Genomic DNA, 16,228 nt, shown 5'->3' with positions numbered 1-16,228 from the left:
TGGCCCCACGGCTGAAGAGACCGGCTAGAGGCGGCCCTCACCTCGATTGCGCGGAAACGTCAGGATGAAGCGCGTTTTGCCGCCCGACGACTCCGCCGAAATCTGACCGCCATGCGCGACCATGATGGCCTGGGTGATGGATAGTCCCAAGCCTACGCTATCGGAATCCGCCCGGGTCCGCGACTTGTCTGCGCGGAAGAAGCGATCGAAAATCGAGGGCAGCAGATCGGGACTGATCTCCTTGCCTTCATTCTCCACCACGATGGTGGCATGACCGGGCTGCTCCCGCGCCTCGACCACGATCTGCTTTCCTTCTGGTGTGTAGCGCAGCGCATTGGAGAGCAGGTTGCTGAGTGCCCGGCGCAGCATCAGGCGGTCGCCGGCGATCCGTGCCTGTCCCTGTAGCCGCAGATTCACGCCTTTGTCCTCAGCCAGCGCATCATAGAAGTCGAACAGCGCCTGCACTTCGTCGGCCACGTTGATGGCTTCCTCGTTGGGCAGCGTGATGCCATGCTCCATCTTTGCCAGGTACAGCATATCGGAGACCATCCGCCCAAGCCGCTGCAGCTCCTCCGCATTGGAGGCGAGAACGTCCCGATACTTTGCCGCGTCGCGCGGCTGCGACAGTACGACATGCGTCTGGGTCATCAGGTTGGTAATCGGGGTGCGCAACTCATGAGCCAGGTCGGAAGAGAATTCCGATAGCCGTCGAAAGTCATCCTGCAACCGCTCCAGCATCGCGTTCAGCGTTGCCGCCAGATCGGCCATCTCGACCGGCACGGCTTCCACCGGCATGCGCGCGTCCAGCTTGTTCGCGGTCACGCCCTTGGCGCGCGAGGCCATCATCCGTAACGGTGCGAGCCCGCGCCGCGCGGCCCACCAGCCGAACAGGCCGCTGGCTGCGACAGCCAGGGTCGTATAGAACGCCAGCGATTGGCGGAAAGCATGCATGAAGTGGGCATGAATTTCGGTATCCATGCCGACGACGATGTTCAAGGGCCCGGTTCTCGCGTCTGCCACTGTCGCCTGCGCACGCATGCCGCGGTATTCCTGCCCGTTTTGCTGCCAGACAAAGGTGTCATCCTGCGCGGACTGCCGCCAGATGGCCTCGAAGGCTGTCCCGAAATCGAAGCCCTTGGTAGCATAGACGCTGTGGCCTTGCGCGGTCTGCACCTGCACGACGAACCCAGAATGATGCTCGACCATTTCCTGGAGCCGGATCGGCAACCGGTCGATCGGGCTCTCCTCAGCGATCCTTTGGATCAGGCGAATGTTGTCACCCAACACGACATAATCTTCGTTGGCGAAGTGGCGATCCATCGCCAGCCAAATCAGCACGCCCAGACCGAGCATTACGACCGCAGACGAGAGCGAGAACAGGATGGTCAAGCGCATCGTCAATGACAGGCGATGCGTCATTCCTGTTCCTCCGGCGCTTCCAGGACGTAGCCCATGCCGCGAACGGTCTGGATCAGCTTTGTCTCGAAATCGTCATCGATCTTCGCCCGTAAGCGGCGAATGGCCACATCGATCACATTGCTGTCGCTGTCAAAGTTCATATCCCAGACCTGGGAGGCGATCAGCGAGCGCGGCAAGACCTCTCCGCGCCTACGGGCGAGCAGCTCGAGCAGCGCAAACTCCTTGCTTGTGAGCGCGATGCGGCGACCGGCGCGCGAAGCCCGACGCCGGCCCAGGTCCAACACCAGGTCACCCACCTGGATGCGGTCCATCGCCAGTTGTACGGTGCCGCGACGCAACAGCGTCCGGACCCTCGCCAAGAGCTCCGAGAAGGCAAACGGCTTCACCAGATAGTCGTCGGCGCCAAGCTCCAGTCCCCTGACCCGGTCGGCCACACTGTCACGGGCAGTTAGAAACAAGACCGGGACCGCGTTCTCCGCGGCCCGGATGGTCTGCAGAATGCGCCAGCCATCGAGATCCGGCAGCATGACGTCGAGGATAATCAGGTCGTATGCCTCGTTGAGCGCCAGGTGTTGTCCGTCAAGTCCGTTGGCGACCAGGTCGACAACGAATCCGGCCTCGGTCAGCCCCTGACGCAAATACTCACCTGTCTTGGATTCGTCCTCCACTACCAGCAGCTTCACGTTCGCGCCTCCCCTTTTTTTGAGATCGTGTGGCCAGCCCTTTTGGACTGGCCCTGTACGAGGTAGTCTACCCAGACGCTTCGCGAGTGACTTCTACCTTACCGGAATGTAATGTTCAGGTAAGTTGACCGTAGCCTCATTTTCGTTACTCTTTCCATGCCGCCTTCCGACGCGGCCATTCAAGCAAAAAAGGACTATTTCATGCGACGTGATCGACCGTCTGGCATTGTGCTGCCCAACCTTCCGCGCCGCCGGTTTGTGCAGGGTCTGGCTGCCGGGGGTGTGATGGCGGGGCTGTCCGGTCTTGGCGGCAGCGCGTGGGCTCAGGTGTCAGACCAACCCAATAATGCCTCATACGGCACAGCACCGGTGTTGCGCGGGACCGAATTCGACCTCGTGATCGGTGAGTCGGTCGTCAACTTCACCGGGGCGCCGAGGGTGGCGACCACTATCAATGGCATGTTGCCGGGGCCCACGCTGCGCTGGCGGCAGGGCGAGACGGTGACAATTCGGGTGACAAACCGGTTGCGTGAGCATACGTCGATTCACTGGCATGGGATCATTCTGCCGTTCCAGATGGACGGCGTGCCTGGCATCAGCTTCGCCGGCATCGCACCAGGCGAGACGTTCACCTACCGCTTCAAGGTCGACCAGACCGGCAGCTATTGGTATCACTCGCACTCGGGCTTCCAGGAAATGACCGGCGTGTATGGCGGCATTGTCATCGATCCGGCCTCCGGCGCAGATGGCGTCCAGGCCGATCGCGACTACACCGTGCTGCTCTCGGATTGGACCGATGAAGATCCGATGCGAGTGCTCTCGAAGTTGAAGGTCCAGAGCGACTACTACAACTATAACCAGCCCACGGTTATCGATTTCTTCCGCGACGTCTCGAACGAGGGGATGAAGAGCGCGCTCGCCAAGCGCAAGATGTGGAATGAGATGCGCATGAATCCGACAGATCTCGCGGACCTGTCCGGCGCCACCCTGACCTATCTGACCAATGGCGTCACCCCAGCCGGCAACTGGACCGGCGTGTTCAAGCCCGGTGAGAAGGTCCGTCTGCGGTTCATCAACGGTGCGGGCAACACGTTCTACGATGTGCGCATTCCCGGTCTGAAACTCAAGGTCATCCAGGTCGACGGGCAGAACATTGAACCGGTGTCGGTTGATGAGTTCCGATTCGGGCCGGGCGAGACCTGTGACGTAGTGATCGAGCCGCGCGACGACGCCTATACCATCTTCTCCCAGTCGATGGACCGCACGGGCTATGCCCGCGGCACGCTGGCGACGCGCGCGGGGCTGACTGCGCCGGTGCCGGCTGTCGACAAGCCGCAATGGCTCACCATGGCAGACATGATGGGCAGCATGGGCGGCATGGATCACGGTGAGATGGCCATGCAAGGCATGAACCACGCCGGAATGCAGGGGATGGACCATAGCTCCATGGGCATGCAAGGCATGGGTCACGGGGCAATGGCGATGGACCACAGCCAGCATGCCATGGGTGGCATGGGTGGCATGAGTGGCATGGAGGCTGACGCATCGCTGAAGGTGCCCAGCACCAAGGCGCGGCACGCGAAGACGGAATACAGCGCCAGCACCGATATGCGGGTGGACATGGCGCGAACCAACCTGGATGACCCCGGCATCGGCCTGCGCAACAACGGGCGTCGCGTGTTGACGCTGGCCGACCAGCATACCATTGGCGGTCCGTTGGACAAGCGCGGTCCGGGGCGCGAGGTGGAATTGCACCTGACCGGAAATATGGAGCGGTATTCGTGGTCATTTGACGGCGTGGAATTCGGGAAATCTACCCCGGTCTATTTCAAGTACGGCGAGCGACTGCGCGTCATCCTGCACAACGACACGATGATGACGCACCCAATGCATATGCACGGCATGTGGAGTGAACTCGAGTCGCCGGATGGCTCCTTCCAGGCTCGCCGACACACGATTGCCGTTCAGCCGGCGCAGCGCATCAGCTTCCTCGTCACTGCCGACGCATTGGGACGGTGGGCCTGGCATTGCCACCTGATGTTGCACATGGACGCGGGGATGTTCCGCGAAGTGGTGGTGGCCTGACCTCTTAACCGAATACGCACATGCATAAACAAACAAGAACAGTACTGGCCGCCTTGCTTGCGTCCGCGGGCATGAGCGCCGCCTGGGCGCAACACACCCACACACAAGATAGTCAGGCAGAATCCTCTTCGACCGGCGTCTCGGAAAAGGCCAAGCCTGCGCCGAAAGCAAAGTCGCAAGGCAAGACAGACGGCGCGCAAGGCATGGAGCGCAGCCAGATGCCGGGCATGGACCATAGCCAAATGCAAGGTATGGACACTATGCAAGGCATGGACCACAGCCAGATGCAGGGTATGGGCCAGGACTCGATGCAGGGCATGGACCACGGCCAGATGCAGGGTATGGGCCAAGGCTCGATGCAAGGCATGGACCATGGCGACATGCAGATGCAAGGCGGAAGCGCTCCTGCGGACGCGCGCGATCCGCACGGTTACTCGGGCGGATATCAACTCGGTGTAGGCAAGTATGCTGTCGGAACGGCCCGGTCGCTGCACATGGCAGACGAGCACCTGTTCGCCTCGGTGCTGGTTGACCGCCTGGAATGGGTCAAAGGTAACGAAAGCAATGCTGCCGCCTACGAGGCTCAAGCGTGGATCGGCAGCACCTATAACAAGCTTGTGATCAAGGCAGAGGGGGAAGCCGAGAAACGCAAGATCCACGAGGCCCGCACCGAGTTGCTGTGGGGCCATGCGATCGCTACTTATTGGGACACGCAACTGGGTATCCGCAATGATGCCGGTTATGGACGGCCGACACGCAACTGGCTGGCATTCGGTGTCCAGGGCCTGGCGCCGTACTGGTTCGAGGTCGACGCAACCGGCTATATCGGAACGGAAGGACGCACTGCGCTGCGCCTGTCTGCCGAGTATGAATTGCTGATTACCCAGCGCCTGATTCTGCAGCCAAGAATCGAGGCCAATCTTTACGGCAAGAACGACCCGGAGGTCGGCGTAGGCAACGGGCTTGCCAATGGTGCGGTCGGCCTGCGTCTGCGCTATGAGTTCAGCCGCCAGTTCGCCCCGTATATCGGCGTCGAACGGTATCAGACCTTTGGCAACACCGCCGACATGGTTCGCGCCTCAGGCGGCCGTAGTGGCGAAACTCGTTTCGTGGCGGGTGTTCGCATGTGGTTCTAACCACGCATTTCAACCCACGTTATATATTTGGAGTTCACCATGCAAGCGCCCCGCTTCACCATTCGTGCCACGTTGGCTGTGGCTGCCATGCTAGCTAGTTCCGTTGCCTTCGCCCATCCGAAGCTGGTGTCGTCCACGCCCGCCGATCAAGCCGAAGTCTCGGCGCCGCAAAAGATCGAACTGAAGTTCTCGGAGAACCTGGCGACCCAGTTCTCTGGCGCAAGCCTCGTCATGACCGGCATGCCCGGCATGGCCAACCATTCGCCGATGAAGGTCGCCGCCAAGGTCTCCGGTAGCGACGATCCCAAGACCATGGTCATTACCCCGGCCCAGACGCTGGCTCCGGGTAGCTACCGCGTGGATTGGCGTGCCGTGTCGTCTGACACGCATCCGATCAACGGCAATATCGCGTTCACCGTCAAGTAAGCGGCCAATGGACTTGGCAACTATTGCGGTGCGCTTTGCACTCTATTTCGACCTGACAACACTGTTCGGACTGCCGCTGTTTGGTCTGTACGCACTACGCCGTGATGAGATGTCGTCGCGGATCGGCGCGCGCTTTGTGGCGATTTGCGCGGCGGTCGCGGCCCTGGGGATCGCCCTGTCGCTGGCGAATATTGCCGTCATGGCCAAAGGCATGACCGGTGCGTCCACATACGCGGAGCTGCAAGGCCACGTCTTCGAAATGATTGTGACGGGCACCGACTTTGGCGCGGCGTGGGCCGTGCGGCTGGTTGCCCTGCTCCTCTGCGTGGCTATCGCATTGTTTGCCCGCCGGCAGCCGACGATGCAGTTCGGCGTGCTTGCGGTCGCGGGCGGCGTTGCGCTATCTACGCTCGCCTGGGGCGGCCACGGCGCAATGGATGACGGCGGCCGGCGCTATGTCCACCTTGCCTCCGATATTGCCCATTTGATGGCAGCGGGTGCCTGGGTGGGCGCCCTCCTGGCGTTCGTCTTGTTGTCCCGCCCATCCGCCACGCCCGGGAAAGTCGCCTTGTTAAGCCGTACGTCCAACGGCTTCGCCCAAGTCGGCACCATCGTCGTCGCGACTTTGACCATCACCGGTGCGGTGAACTACTGGTTGATCGTCGGGCCCGCCCTGCCGGATCTGTCGCTCACGTCTTACGGTGGCCTCCTGGTGTCCAAGCTGGCACTATTCGCCACGATGCTCGCCCTTGCAGCGGCCAATCGCTTTCACCTCAGTCCGCAGCTCGAGCGAGCCGTCCGAACCGGAGATCATGCCGTAGCCGTTCGTACGCTGCGACGCAGCCTGATGTTCGAGACCAGCGCCGCAACGCTCATCCTGGCGCTCGTCGCCTCACTCGGCATCCTGTCGCCGTCGGGCATGTAGCGTCGTCCTCACGAGCCGCGCGGCACTGCTGAGCACTCTTTCCTTCATCAACCGCCAAGGAGACGCCATGAAGACGATCAAGCAACTACTGCTGGCACTGGGCATGACACCGATGCTGGTCTTTGCAGCGGGCAGCATGGACAGTCACGCGAGCCACGGCACCTCCACAAAGTCGGCCGCGGGCCAGCCGGGCAATCCCGCCAAGGCATCGCGTACGGTCAATGTGGCGATGGCTGACACGATGCGCTACACGCCGGATTCGATTGCGGTCAAGCGCGGCGAAACGGTGCGCTTCGTCGTGCGCAATGTCGGCAAGGTCGAGCACGAAATGGTCATCGGCACTGCCGGTGAGTTGAAGGAGCACGCGCAGATGATGCGCAGCATGCCCGCCGAAAAGCATGCCGCCGGCCCGAATCAGGTCACGCTTGCGCCCGGCCAGCAAGGCGTGCTCGTCTGGAAGTTCGACGGGCCTGGGACGGTCGACTTCGCCTGCCTGGTACCGGGACATTTCGAAGCCGGCATGGTCGGAAAGGTCGTCGTCAAGTAAAGCCGAGCGTTTCGCCGCAGTGGGGCGTTCCGTCGTCCGCGATACCGCGCAAGGCGGCGGCTTCCACTGGGCGCGTGCTGTCGCGCGTTGCCGCCCCCTGCAAAAAGCAGAGGTGAATGCCTGCCCGAGACTACCGCCGGCTGGCATACTGATCGGTCGCTTCGCGCTGGGCCGCGGCCATTTTGGCCGGCCCGGTGCTCTTAATGTAGGCCAGCACAGCGATGATGTCGTCATCGGACATTGACTTGCCGAATGCCGGCATGTCGCTCACATAACCCTTGGGCGCGGTAATGCCGGGCACCAGCCCATGCTTGGTGATCGCAAACAGCACTGCGTCGGCATGGTGCCAGGTGTGCCCGGATGCATCGTGCGGTGGCGCTGGCATGCGGCCATTTGGAAGCCGCTCGCGCCAGCTCGGTTGCCCTTCGAGCTTTGTCCCATGGCATGACGCGCATGCCTGCGGGTACAGCTGCTTGCCGCGGGACACGTGCACCGGATCCGAAGCATCGATGCGCAGCTGCCGCGCTTCAGCGGGCCCTTTCTCGGCAACGGGCGCCTCCAGATAGCGCTTTGTCTGCAGTGCAATCGCCGTGGCCACCGCTGCGCCCAGCGCTAGCAAGCCGGCAACGCTCCAGCGCGTCTTATTCGACTCTTCCATTTCGCTTGCCAGGCAGCGCCCAGTGCGCTGCCAGCCCACGCACTAGTCTTTCGAGAACGGCTTGCCGCCAAAATCGACGGTAATCAGGTTTCCGTCCATCCGCCCCATGCCGGGCGAATTGGCGGGCATACCGGGCACAGCGGCACCTTTCAAGGACGGGTTCGCAGCGAGCTTTCGGATCGCAACAGCCGGCACGTGTCCCTCCACAACCTGTCCGCTGCCACCCATCACCGCGGTATGGCAGGAACTGAACTGCGCGGGCACACCAAGCCGCGTCTTCGCCGCCGCGACATCGGACGAATTGATCACCTTGGTCCGGATGCCGGCCTGGTTCACGTGCTTGACCCACTCTTCACAGCAACCACAGTTGGGGCCCTTGTAGACGGTGAGCGTGGGCGACGCCGCATACGCGCTCGCGCCAATCGCAAGGAACGCGACAGTGGTCAGGATATGCTTCATTGATACTCCTCAAAAAACATTGGCTTCGGATGGCACGGCGGGGCCCCCGCTGTACGGGGCCTTGTCTCACATGTCCGCCTGCCGGAGTCGCAGCGCGTTCGTAACCACAGACGCCGAACTGAGGCTCATCGCAAGCGCGGCAATCATAGGCGATAACAGCAACCCGGTGAATGGGTACAGTACCCCTGCCGCCAACGGTACGCCCAGAGCGTTATAGATAAACGCGAAGCCAAGATTCTGCTTCATGTTGCGGATGGTCGCCTCAGATAGCCCCCGCGCACGGGCAATGCCTCGCAGGTCTCCTTTGACCAGCGTCACCTGAGCACTATTCATCGCGACATCGGTGCCGGTACCCATGGCAATGCCCACGTCAGATTTGGCCAGCGCCGGGGCGTCATTGATGCCATCCCCTGCCATCGCGACCACGGCGCCGCCTTTCTGCAGCTGGCTGACGAGGTTGAGCTTGTCCGCCGGCTTCACCTCACCGTGAAACTCTGCAATGTCCAGCTTTGCTGCAACCGCTTTCGCCGTGGCAACACCATCGCCGGTTGCCATGACCACACGGATGCCTTCTGCCTTGAGGCTGGCCAGTGCCTCCGGCGTGGAGCCCTTGATCGGATCCGAGACGGCGAGCAGGCCCGCCAGGCGACCCTCGACCGCAAGATACATCACGCTCGCGCCTTGCGCGCGCAGTGCATCGGCCTGCGAGCGCAGTGCCTCGGTCGGAATGCTTTCCGTCTCCATCAGCGCCGTGTTGCCGATGGCGAGCTTCTTGCCACCCACGGCACCGCGCACGCCAATCCCGGTGCTGGATTCGAAGTCTTCTGGCTTCTCCAGCGTGAGGCCGCGCGCGCGAGCAGCTTCCACCAGCGCCGCCGCGAGCGGGTGCTCGCTGCCCTGGTCCAGGCTCGCCGCCAGCCGAAGGACCTCTTCGTCGGCATAGCCGTTTGTGCCGAGGGCTCGCTCGAAGGCCGGCCGGCCCTCGGTCAGCGTACCCGTCTTGTCGACAATGAGCGTGGTCACCTTTCGGAGGTTCTCGATGGCTGCCGCGTCGCGGAAAAGCACACCATTGGAGGCACCCTTGCCGCTTGCAACCATGATCGACATCGGCGTAGCCAGGCCCAGCGCGCAGGGACAGGCAATGATCAGCACCGCGACGGCATTGATCAGACCGAACACCCAGCTTGGCTGCGGCCCGAACAGACCCCAGGCAAAAAACGTCACGACGGCAATACCGATGACGCCCAGCACAAACACACCAGCGACCTTGTCGGCCATGCGTTGCATCGGGGCCTTCGATCGCTGCGCCTGCGCCACCATCTGCACAATCTGGGACAGCACCGTCTGCGAGCCGACCTTTTCCGAACGAATGACCAGACTGCCGGACGTATTCATCGTTGCGCCGATGACGTGGTCTCCCGCGCGCTTGGTGACCGGCATGGGTTCGCCGGTGATCATCGATTCGTCAACCGAGCTGCTCCCCTCAGTCACGATCCCGTCGACCGGCACCTTCTCGCCCGGCCTGACCCGCAACAGGTCGCCGACATGCACATGCGTGAGCGGCACATCCTCCTCCGCGCCGTCCGGTCCAATACGGCGAGCCGTCTTGGGTGCCAAGCCGAGCAACGATCTGATGGCGGCTGAGGTTTGCGAGCGCGCCTTGAGCTCAAGCAGTTGGCCGAGCAGCGTAAGCGAAATAATGACCGCTGCGGCCTCAAAGTACACGCCGATCCGGCCATTGGCCGAAAATGCCTGCGGGAAGGCGCCTGGCACCGCGGTAGCCACCACGCTGTACAAATACGCTGCGCCGGTCCCGAGTCCGATCAAGGTCCACATGTTGGGACTGCGATGGATAAATGACCGCACACAACGCTGGAAGATCGGCCAACCCGCCCACAGCACCACAGGCGTCGCCAGAGCAAGTTCAACCCAGCTCTGGGTGGATGCCTGCATCCAGCCCCATCGGTGCGCGAACATGGCGAGGATGAACACGACAACGGTCAACGGCAGGGTCCACCAGAAGCGGTGGCGAAAGTCCACCAACTCCGGATTTTCCGCTTCATCGAGGTCTGGCAGTAGCGGCTCCAGCGTCATCCCGCACTTGGGGCAGTTGCCCGGATGATCCTGGCGGATCTCCGGGTGCATCGGACAGGTGTAGATTGTCCCTGGCGCCGCCGGAGCCTCCTCAGGCATCCCCGGCGCGCCCGTGTACCTGGCCGGGTCGGCCTCGAACTTCTTCTGGCACGACGCGCTGCAAAAGTAGTACAGGATGCCAGCGTGTTCGGTATGGAAGCTCGAGTGGGCCGACACCGCCATCCCACAGACCGGATCTTTCAACGCACCGGCGCTTAGGGCGCTCTGGCCCTGCCCCTCATGGCCATGGTGAGGATGGTGGCCGTGGTGCTCGCCATGCGCCCGATGGCCAGTATTCGAGGGCACACCGTGGGCATGGCTGGCACCGTCACCCGGGCGCCCGGCGTCGTGTGGCTGGCGTTGGCTGCTGGTTTCATTCATCGAATGACTCCCTGTTAGTCGTTGTGCGCTATCCATCCACGGCCTCATTGGAACTTCCCGGTGAGGCACTGCGCCCGTGGCCACCATGGAACAGATGCATCAACGGGCACAGCAACACTAGCGCAAACGGCAGCCATGAAGCAACTTGGCCCTGCCGGATGGCTAGCGCAACGGCCCCCATCGCAATTGCCCCCCCCCAGCGCAGAAGCCAGGGAAACCGCAGGAATCGGCCGGCGTTCGTGCCGGCGGCCGGCGATTGCGGATGGCAGATCTTCATGACAGGCTCCTTACGCGTTCATGACGGCAGCTGACAGCGCGTGGCTCGTTCCGGTCAGCCCTGACGACTTCAAGATAGACCTTCCGACCATGGGAAGGTCAAGCCTGCCCGAGCCCAAAGATTGCCCAAGTTCAAAACGTGCCGGGGTGATACACTCCCCGCAAAAAAGAACACCATGATCGACACCACACGCATCCTCATCGAGCGCTGGAAGACCGACCAGAGCGGCACCTATCAAACTTGGTTTCTCTGGCCCGAGCGTCTCAAGAATTTCCGTTCCATCCGGCGCGGCATCGGGGCCGTCGTCGACGAGATCCAGGGAGGGACATTCGGCAATGCGTACCGTGGGTCGTCCCTGGAGACCGTAGTGTCCTCGATCGCTGAACAGCGTCAGATTTTCAAAGGCGCGGATCACGCCTTTCTGTGGAAGCCAAAGCTGCGCATCCCGGACATCTATGAGAACGCCGAGAACCAGCGCGCCTTTGCCCGGCTGTTGCACACCTGCAATTGCTGTGACACCGAGCTGGAAGTCCTTAACGCGATTCGCCAACTCAGCAGCCTCGGCATTAAAGGGCTGGGGCCGGCCGCTGCCAACCTGCTCTATTTTATTCATCCCACGCTGGTCGTGCCGTTCAATACGGCGATCGTCAACGGATATAACGCGCTGACGGGATCGTCGGTCAAGCTTGGCAAATGGGACCACTATCTGGCAATGCGCGAAGGGGTACTGGCACTGAATCAGCGCTATCGGGACCTGCTGTCCAACGATCTTGGCGCCATCGCGGGCCTGCTTTTTGACCTCGGCATGCAACGCTATCCGCTGCCACCGCGGCAAGCGCAGGCAGGCGATGTGGCCGCATGGCAGCAGGAACTGGCCAAGGTGCGCGAGCAGGCCGCCGCGCTTGCCAGGCAGATTCAACTGGGCCAAACCGAAGACGCCACCCATACCGAGGTGCAGGGATGGCTGCGCGATCTCGGCAAGTCGCTCGGCTTCGCAGTCTGGATTGCCACGAACGACAGAAGCCGCTTGTACAACGGGGAACCCCTGAGCAAGGGTTGTCTCGAAACTTTGCCGCCGGCGCTGCTTGTGGCGGGTGGCGATACCGTTCCTCTCATCGACACCGTCTGGCTGAACGCCACGACACTCGAGGTCGAGGCAGCTTTTGAAGTCGAACATACCACCTCGATCTATTCCGGGATCGTGCGCTTACTGGACCTGGCGCTGGGTTCCGACCAGTCCGCCCACAAGCACCTCTTTCTGGTCGCGCCGGATGATCGGGAAGGCGATGTGCGCGCGCAGTTAAGCCGGCCGGCCTTCAGCCGCGTGTCGGCGCTCAATATCCGATACGTCCCCTACTCCAGCCTGCGCGAGCATCGCGAAAGCATCGCGCGCTTTGGCAGCGGCCTGAAGCCGATCGAAGCCATCGCGAGACAGCTCTGAAATTGGCACTTTGAGGGAAGCGCCGGGAGATGCCACACGACGCCGTTACAGATGGCAACGGCGTGTGGGCCGGCGATGGACAAACATCATCGCGCCTAAGGCGCGATGATGAGCCGCTGGGCCTTGGTCAGAGCCAGACCCTGGGCATGCGCGTGAGCACCTAGGCGGGTATCGGGCTAATCCCCCGATACCCGCACCGCGGCAAGGTACCCGCCAGCCGGGCGACCCATCCGTCCCGGCGAGACGGTGCGGTGCCGAGGTCAGGCGCCGTCGCTGAAGGTGTCCCGCGGGCCTACGGCGTGGCTGCCATCCGTGAACGGATCACGGGTGCCCATGGCGTGGCTACCGTCGGTGAACGGATCACGCGTGCCCATGGCGTGGCTGCCATCGGTGAAAGGATCGCGCGTGCCCATCGCGTGCCCCCCAGCGGTAAAGGGATCACGCGGCGAATTCACGCCGGCTTGCGCGATGCCCGCGACGCTGCCAAGGGTTGCCAGGGTCAGTGCCACAAGGGCAGTCTTCTTCAACGTACGCATTATGTTTCTCCTTGCTTCGATAGTGGCTCGGTGAGCCTGCACTTACAGTGTAGAACCGTGTAGCCCACCAGGGCCTGACGACGAAATTACAAATCTGTCATGTCGGCACTCCTGACAGTCTGGGATCTTCAGCCGCCGGTATAGAGCTTGCTGCGCTCGATATAGACGCGTACGCCCCGGGCGTTGGGCAGCGCCGGGAACAGGACGCCAAGATCCACGGATGAGCCGTGAACGAATTCGGCGAATGTCCAGGTGGCTTCCTGCGCGCCACTGCGGAAGGTGACCGTGTCGCCCGAGGCCACATTGACAGACTTCAGGCCTGGGCCGAGCGTCACCGCACGCGAGGTCGTGTTCGCCGGCGCCAGGCTACCGAAGAGCGCCGCCTGCGGCCCCAACGGTGTGGCAGCCCCCGCTTCGGCCATCGCGCTGGGAGCCGCGCCGGGAACTGCGCGCGGCGCAGGCGTGCCGGCTTGTTCAGCGGCTTGCCGCTGCACGTGCTGCGCCCAGTTGTCCCCTGCATTGGTTCTGGTCTGGTCTGCGCTCCACGCTGGCGAACCCAACAGCACGGAAAGGGCCGACAACGCCAGTGCGGTAAAGGCGGTCTTCTTGGTATTCATGATGCTCTCCATTGACGTTTCGAGGCAGAACCTCTTAACTGCCATGGTAGGTAGCCACCGCTCACCGAGACGTTACCCGGCAATTACATCCATGTAAGCTCCCTCGCCTCGGTCCCACGCCTGGCGCAGAAATGGGTACGCCAACGTCAGCTTGGCGACCTAACCGGGCTTCAGAGACGCGAGACTCCCAGCCCGCCGCGCCGCGACGCGTTGCCGTTGCAGCGCTCGGCATACCGGAACAACGCCTCGCAATGCCGCGTCGGCTTCCGGCCGCAGACGTACTGATTTCAACGGCCGATGGCAGCCGGTGCGGTGCAGGTGCTTGTCCTCACGTGACGTACCGGTCAACGAGTGGCTGCCGTTCCTCATGATGTCCAACCCTTCTTCCTGGCCACCACCAGCAGCGAGCCGCCCGCTGCAAAGCGCAGGCCGGCTCGAATCAGGCTGTGCTCAATGGTGCAAACACCGCCTAGCACGCCGTTCAAGGCCGCCCCGATGCGAAAGCCGTCATCCATGGCGTCGCGAGGCGGCTTGGCGCGCTGCCGCAGCCGGGAGATGGCCATGGCAGGCAAAAGCAGCGTCATGAACGAGGTGACGTCGACAATCTCGAACCCGCCTGACTCGACCTTTGTCACCAGGTCCCGGCGCGTATAGCGCCGCTTGTGCTTGGCCACTTCGTCCATGTGGCTCCACAGCGAGGGATGTTGTGGCACCGTCAAGATAATGCCCCCATCTGCCCTGCACGCACGGTACATCTCTGCCAAGACCAGGGCGTCGTCCTCGACGTGTTCGATGACGTCAAACGCCCCCATGACGTCGAACGCGTCGGTGAAGGGAATCGCGCGGGCATCCATCTGCAAGAACTGGGCTTTGCATTTGCGCTGCCCCGTCATCAGTGCGTGCATCGATGCCTCGCCGCCCACCAGGCGTGCACGCGGAAAGCGCGCCTGGATCGCCCGCAGGTTCTCGGCGGTCCCGCACCCGACATCCATGAATGACCGCAGGTCAGGAAAGTAGCGCTGCAGCGCAGCCAGGATCAGTTGGCGACGATAGACAAACCAGAAGTGCTTCGCTTCGAGTCCCTCGTACTCAACAAAGAGCGGTTCGTGAAAACCATCATGGTCGACGATCATGGCTGGCGCCAGGCAAACCACGCCCGCGTGGACACGGGGTTGCCAACCGCAGGCGGTGCAGGCCCACACGTCTATCTTGAGCGGGGCCTTACATTGATTACAGATACGCATCGCTGTCTCCAATATTGTGCGAGCGCGACCGCAGGGCGAAATCAAACGCTGCACCATAATTGCCTGCCTTGCCATCGCGAGCGCGCGAGTGCAGGCAGGGTTCGCCCTCGGTCAACCGAAGGACGACATCTATGAACGGGGTGGAGATGGCCGGCGAACGGAACGGCGTCGGCGGCCTCAGAGATGCCGGGAAGGCGGGCGTAGCAACGTCTCAGGCGTCGTGCTGGAAAATGCCGTGTTCGGAGAGGTAAGCGGTATGCCGGTTGTTGGCAACGCTTGTGCCGACCAAAAGGCAGCGATGGCTAGCGGCGAAGCCGCCGTGCAGGAGGAACAGGCATGACAACCGCGCGCCTTGCCGCGTTCCTTGCTGGCCAGGCAGTGATGCGATGTGGTGTCGCCAAGTGCGTCGGTATTGTCGGCGCTCGCCTCCTCAGCGGCGTCGAGCACGGCGCCGGCGACCCGCCCCTGCTGCAGCTCGGCGCAGGAGAGCGTTGCCGCCGCGCCAACGTTCTGGATTGGCAATGCAAGCACAACTAACCAAAGCGATAGGTGGCGCAAAAGCCTTCTCATCCGGCGACAGCAGGCATCGATTGAATGCGGAGTTTATAGAAGCGGCCTGACGGCAAAATGACAGGGGCATGACAGACGCAGCGCCCATCGCACCACGGCGGCTCTGCCGCGGATCAGCCGGGGCATGGTGGGCCGCCGTTACCGAAGGGCATGACGGCGTCCCGGCGGGCATGCGAGCGAATTTCTGCAGCGGCGGAGTGCCTCGGATGAAAGGGGTCGCACCGTGCTGCCTGATTGGGCACCATCGCGCGCCGGCCTCCCATTGGGCTCGGCACGCCGATCCGCGGGAGAACGGCTGGCGCCGTCCTCAGTGACCGCGCGGACCGTAAGCGTATGGGTTGTGATGGCGCCGCTCATGCTCCCGTCGCCCATGATCCATGCCGTGGCGCGATTCACGATGGGGCTCGCGCACCGCGGCGCCATGGCCATACGAAGCGTGGGAGTCGTGCACCAGCGCCACGGCGGGCACGGCATGCACCTCGGTATGCGCAGCGCGTGGCGGGATGATCCCTCCTCGACCATGCCCATCATGCGGGTAGGCATGCGTCTGCGCATTGGCGTAACTGAATCCGATGAGTAGGACGGTGCCGACCAGGACCGGAAGCTTATTCATGTTTAACGCCTTGCGGGTAGAGGAAGACAGCATACGACTTCGGCATTGAAGGGAGTGTTCGTGCTATACAAATGTGAA

17 protein-coding genes are annotated in these 16,228 nt (G+C 62.6%); 6 read left to right on the top strand and 11 right to left on the bottom strand.

The features are described from left to right. Positions 1–24: 24 nt before the first annotated feature. Together ACWTPI_RS09695 and ACWTPI_RS09690 are read right to left on the bottom strand one after the other, a co-directional pair. Complete coding sequence (locus ACWTPI_RS09695; protein WP_454734096.1) at positions 25–1,419, bottom strand: heavy metal sensor histidine kinase; 1,395 nt, start codon at positions 1,417–1,419, stop codon at positions 25–27. Continuing rightward, the gene (locus tag ACWTPI_RS09690; RefSeq protein WP_454734095.1) at positions 1,416–2,102 is read right to left on the bottom strand and encodes a heavy metal response regulator transcription factor; all 687 of its coding nucleotides are present in this window, start codon (positions 2,100–2,102) and stop codon (positions 1,416–1,418) included. The genes ACWTPI_RS09695 and ACWTPI_RS09690 overlap by 4 nt, the downstream gene beginning before the upstream one ends. A gap of 201 nt (positions 2,103–2,303) precedes the next feature. On the opposite strand from ACWTPI_RS09690, the gene ACWTPI_RS09685 reads away from it, so the two are divergent. The 5 genes from ACWTPI_RS09685 to ACWTPI_RS09665 all read left to right on the top strand — a co-directional run bounded on the left by ACWTPI_RS09685 (position 2,304) and on the right by ACWTPI_RS09665 (position 7,221). Next, the gene (locus ACWTPI_RS09685; RefSeq protein WP_454734121.1) at positions 2,304–4,187 is read left to right on the top strand and encodes a copper resistance system multicopper oxidase; all 1,884 of its coding nucleotides are present in this window, start codon (positions 2,304–2,306) and stop codon (positions 4,185–4,187) included. 218 nt (positions 4,188–4,405) lie between these two features. Beyond that, on the top strand, positions 4,406–5,323 hold the full coding sequence (locus tag ACWTPI_RS09680) for a copper resistance protein B (RefSeq protein ID WP_454734120.1): 918 nt from the start codon (positions 4,406–4,408) through the stop codon (positions 5,321–5,323). A 39-nt stretch (positions 5,324–5,362) separates the two neighbouring features. Then, positions 5,363–5,749 (top strand): copper homeostasis periplasmic binding protein CopC, encoded by a 387-nt coding sequence (gene copC / locus ACWTPI_RS09675; RefSeq protein WP_454734094.1) that lies wholly within the window; start codon positions 5,363–5,365, stop codon positions 5,747–5,749. 7 nt (positions 5,750–5,756) lie between these two features. Further along, on the top strand, positions 5,757–6,674 hold the full coding sequence (gene copD, locus ACWTPI_RS09670; protein ID WP_454734093.1) for a copper homeostasis membrane protein CopD: 918 nt from the start codon (positions 5,757–5,759) through the stop codon (positions 6,672–6,674). A gap of 67 nt (positions 6,675–6,741) precedes the next feature. After that, a complete protein-coding gene (locus ACWTPI_RS09665; protein ID WP_454733273.1) occupies positions 6,742–7,221 on the top strand; it encodes a cupredoxin domain-containing protein in 480 nt (159 codons plus the stop codon). Between the two features lie 130 nt (positions 7,222–7,351). Here the strand turns inward: ACWTPI_RS09665 and ACWTPI_RS09660 are convergent, their stop codons facing one another. From ACWTPI_RS09660 to ACWTPI_RS09645, 4 genes are all read right to left on the bottom strand, one after another. After that, entirely contained in the window at positions 7,352–7,879 is a 528-nt protein-coding gene (locus ACWTPI_RS09660) for a c-type cytochrome (protein WP_454733274.1), read from the bottom strand. A 42-nt stretch (positions 7,880–7,921) separates the two neighbouring features. Further along, the gene (locus tag ACWTPI_RS09655; RefSeq protein WP_454733275.1) at positions 7,922–8,338 is read right to left on the bottom strand and encodes a DUF411 domain-containing protein; all 417 of its coding nucleotides are present in this window, start codon (positions 8,336–8,338) and stop codon (positions 7,922–7,924) included. A 66-nt stretch (positions 8,339–8,404) separates the two neighbouring features. Beyond that, positions 8,405–10,852, bottom strand: a complete 2,448-nt coding sequence (locus tag ACWTPI_RS09650) for a heavy metal translocating P-type ATPase (RefSeq protein WP_454734092.1) — start codon at positions 10,850–10,852, stop codon at positions 8,405–8,407. Positions 10,853–10,880: 28 nt separating this feature from the next. Further along, complete coding sequence (locus tag ACWTPI_RS09645; protein ID WP_454734119.1) at positions 10,881–11,033, bottom strand: DUF2933 domain-containing protein; 153 nt, start codon at positions 11,031–11,033, stop codon at positions 10,881–10,883. A gap of 271 nt (positions 11,034–11,304) precedes the next feature. Between ACWTPI_RS09645 and ACWTPI_RS09640 the strand changes: the two genes are divergently transcribed. Continuing rightward, the gene (locus ACWTPI_RS09640) at positions 11,305–12,570 is read left to right on the top strand and encodes a type II restriction endonuclease (RefSeq protein ID WP_454734091.1); all 1,266 of its coding nucleotides are present in this window, start codon (positions 11,305–11,307) and stop codon (positions 12,568–12,570) included. A gap of 260 nt (positions 12,571–12,830) precedes the next feature. Here ACWTPI_RS09640 and ACWTPI_RS09635 read toward each other — a convergent pair whose 3' ends face one another. From ACWTPI_RS09635 to ACWTPI_RS09615, 5 genes are all read right to left on the bottom strand, one after another. Beyond that, positions 12,831–13,106 carry a hypothetical protein gene (locus ACWTPI_RS09635; RefSeq protein ID WP_454733279.1) on the bottom strand — a complete coding sequence of 92 codons (276 nt, stop codon included), beginning with the start codon at positions 13,104–13,106 and terminating at the stop codon, positions 12,831–12,833. Between the two features lie 128 nt (positions 13,107–13,234). Further along, positions 13,235–13,723 (bottom strand): CzcE family metal-binding protein, encoded by a 489-nt coding sequence (locus ACWTPI_RS09630; protein WP_454733280.1) that lies wholly within the window; start codon positions 13,721–13,723, stop codon positions 13,235–13,237. A 365-nt stretch (positions 13,724–14,088) separates the two neighbouring features. Further along, positions 14,089–14,856, bottom strand: coding sequence for a class I SAM-dependent methyltransferase (locus tag ACWTPI_RS09625; RefSeq protein WP_454734090.1), 768 nt, complete (start codon positions 14,854–14,856; stop codon positions 14,089–14,091). A 288-nt stretch (positions 14,857–15,144) separates the two neighbouring features. Continuing rightward, positions 15,145–15,525, bottom strand: a complete 381-nt coding sequence (locus tag ACWTPI_RS09620) for a hypothetical protein (protein WP_454733283.1) — start codon at positions 15,523–15,525, stop codon at positions 15,145–15,147. 319 nt (positions 15,526–15,844) lie between these two features. Further along, positions 15,845–16,150, bottom strand: a complete 306-nt coding sequence (locus ACWTPI_RS09615) for a hypothetical protein (protein ID WP_454733284.1) — start codon at positions 16,148–16,150, stop codon at positions 15,845–15,847. Positions 16,151–16,228 lie beyond the last annotated feature (78 nt).

The organism is Cupriavidus ulmosensis, assembly GCF_977008105.1.
This window is presented reverse-complemented; position numbering and strand designations above follow the sequence as displayed.